Genomic DNA, 2,394 nt, shown 5'->3' with positions numbered 1-2,394 from the left:
TTTACTTCTTCGAAAATAACGATATATGATTATCAGTTATTTATGTATTAATGGTACAAATACGATACAGAAATGGCGTTTTTTTTATACGATTAAGTTTTGAGTAGCAACACAAATCTGTTCAATCTATCTAATTTAATCTGAAAGCAGCTTGCATTAATTCTTGTTCTGATCGTGAAATTCCAATTTTATGAGCGATTTCTTTCCATTGTTTTACAGAAGTAAAAACTTCGTTCAGTATGTTGTCCATTTCAGAATGATCTAATCGAAAAAAATCGCCTACGCTTTTAGCTAATTCAAAATCTAAAGCATTATTATCCATATCAATATTTAAAGCCAAACCATCTTTATCAATGGAAGGATTTAAATCATAAGCCGGAGATAACACCCAACCTTCGTCAGTCAAAATAAATCCATGATTGCGAAGATGGTCGTCCGTATTGGAAACAGCAATATTAAAAACAATTCTTCTCCACAATTGATGCAGATTTTCATTAACCTTACAACCATAATTCTGAATAAATTCCACTATATCTAAATAACTTGCAGGTTGATTTTTAATCGTGTCTTCATTGTTTCCAGTCATCGTCATTGCCGACGAAAAATGAATTCTTTCCTGATTGACCCGATCAAAACGCTTGGTAAAAAAGGTGTGATAAGTTCCACTTACTTTCTCCATTTTACATTCCGCCATTTCGATTCCTGCTTTTATTGCTAATTGGTAGGATAAATATTCCCAAGCGGCTTTATCAATTGTATCATTTTTGGAAGGAAATTTCGCAATCCAAAGTTGATTTTTTTCGTCTAAAACATTGGCTTTGGGTCTTGCACCGCCTAAGGAAGATCCTGGTGCAATAAGTACTTTCAACCATTTATTTATGGCTTCGTTATCCGTATCGTTTTCATAATGAACAACAGCTTGTTGCAATTCCCGAACCGTTGACCAAGGCGGTGTAGATTTTTCGGAATCATTATCTAAAAAATCACCGTGAGGATCCAATTTAAATCGAAAAGTACCCATTCTTGTTTCATCAAAAACGCCCAATAGATAATCAATATCATACAGTGTTTTAGGATTTTCGCCTTTCGATTTGGCTAACTGAATTTCACGACGTTTCATTAATGTTCGTCCCCAAGTATCGGGCATACTGTCTAAGAAAATTCCGAAATTCTCTTTATTATTTGGAAATTGTTGCCCGGAATAAAATTGAATATCAGGATCAATCAGTCTTTGAGCATTGGATTTCAACCAATTTTTGTCGTATTCAAAACTAAAAGCCTTTCGTCCTTTGGCTTGATGTGCAGACAAAATACCCAACAACACTGGTTCGGCTAATCCAAGCCAGTGTGCATAAACATAGATGTCGGTTTTATTTGTTGCCATTTTATAACAGATCTAAATCTTGTAGTTTTCTGCCCATTTCATCATCAGCTGCCAACTTCAAGAAATCGTTTTGCAATCCCAATACACGCAATACATTAAAATATGCACCCATTGCCACGCTACTATCGCCTTTTTCTACTAAATATAAGGTAGAACGAGCAATGCCTGCACGCTCGGCAACCTGTATTGCCGTAAGCTTTCTACGCTTTCGAGCTAATTTTATATTCTCGCCCATTTGCTCTAAAACCGCAATATGTTTGGGTAAGATAATTTGCTTTTTCATTTTAAATGATTGTTATTTCACACAAATATAATAAAAGTGATTGAAATAGCGGACATTTAAAGTAATTTAACATCAATCATTGATGCCCTTACTAAAAAAGTGGACTGATTGGAGAATTTCAGAATATATTCACGAGTAAAATTACCAACATCGATTCCTGCGAAATTGTTTTGATAAAAAATTTTTCCCTGTCTCATTTCTCAATTTCTTTTAGATTGACAGGAACGAGTTTACTTCCGAACATCAGAAGCACTTGGTTTACTTTTGATAGACTCAAATTCTCTTTTCCTTGTTCAATTTTCCGAACTACCGTAAGTGCAACACCTGCTCTTTCCGCAAATTCTTGCTGAGTGAGGTTGGCCTCCTTTCGTTTTGTCTTAATGAAATTGGCAAGATTCGTATACATTATTATATGCTTTTGCAACCATTTTATACAAATGTACAAAATTATATGTAAATGCATATAAATTAAATTATAATGGAAAAAGTATACGTAATTAAATATAGTTCTACTCTAAATTAACACTATAATAGCTCACTTAAATCATTGTTTCAATAGTTATAATAACTTCTTTGCTTTTTCCTTGCAAACTTTTATCAATAGTTATGAACTGTATTTAGTCGTTCCTTAACAAAACCCACTATTTAATTTATTTTTAAAAACAGGATTAGAAAACAGCATAATTTGTATCTTATAAAATAAGAAAATAATTTTCTGTTTCAGTAG

General features: G+C 33.1%; 3 protein-coding genes. All 3 read right to left on the bottom strand.

Annotation, left to right across the window (positions count from 1 at the left end; translation table 11 throughout):
* Positions 1-130 precede the first annotated feature (130 nt).
* Positions 131-1,384 (bottom strand): type II toxin-antitoxin system HipA family toxin, encoded by a 1,254-nt coding sequence (locus DTW91_RS12555; RefSeq protein ID WP_125203701.1) that lies wholly within the window; start codon positions 1,382-1,384, stop codon positions 131-133.
* Between the two features lies 1 nt (position 1,385).
* Positions 1,386-1,667 (bottom strand): helix-turn-helix domain-containing protein, encoded by a 282-nt coding sequence (locus tag DTW91_RS12550; RefSeq protein ID WP_125203700.1) that lies wholly within the window; start codon positions 1,665-1,667, stop codon positions 1,386-1,388.
* 193 nt (positions 1,668-1,860) lie between these two features.
* Complete coding sequence (locus DTW91_RS12545) at positions 1,861-2,073, bottom strand: helix-turn-helix domain-containing protein (RefSeq protein WP_125203699.1); 213 nt, start codon at positions 2,071-2,073, stop codon at positions 1,861-1,863.
* Between the last annotated feature and the right edge of the window lie 321 nt (positions 2,074-2,394).

It is taken from the genome of Chryseobacterium sp. SC28, assembly GCF_003932955.1.
In the GTDB taxonomy this organism is placed as follows: Bacteria; Bacteroidota; Bacteroidia; order Flavobacteriales; family Weeksellaceae; genus Epilithonimonas.
The sequence above is the reverse complement of the archived record's forward strand: the minus strand, read 5'-3'. Positions and strand labels throughout refer to the sequence as shown.

What these genes read in the sequence shown, in the direction of transcription:
- DTW91_RS12550 (WP_125203700.1), bottom strand. Translation starts at nt 1,667, where the DNA reads ATGAAAAAGCAAATTATCTTACCCAAACATATTGCGGTTTTAGAGCAA.
- DTW91_RS12545 (WP_125203699.1), bottom strand. Translation starts at nt 2,073, where the DNA reads ATGTATACGAATCTTGCCAATTTCATTAAGACAAAACGAAAGGAGGCC.
- DTW91_RS12555 (WP_125203701.1), bottom strand. Translation starts at nt 1,384, where the DNA reads ATGGCAACAAATAAAACCGACATCTATGTTTATGCACACTGGCTTGGA.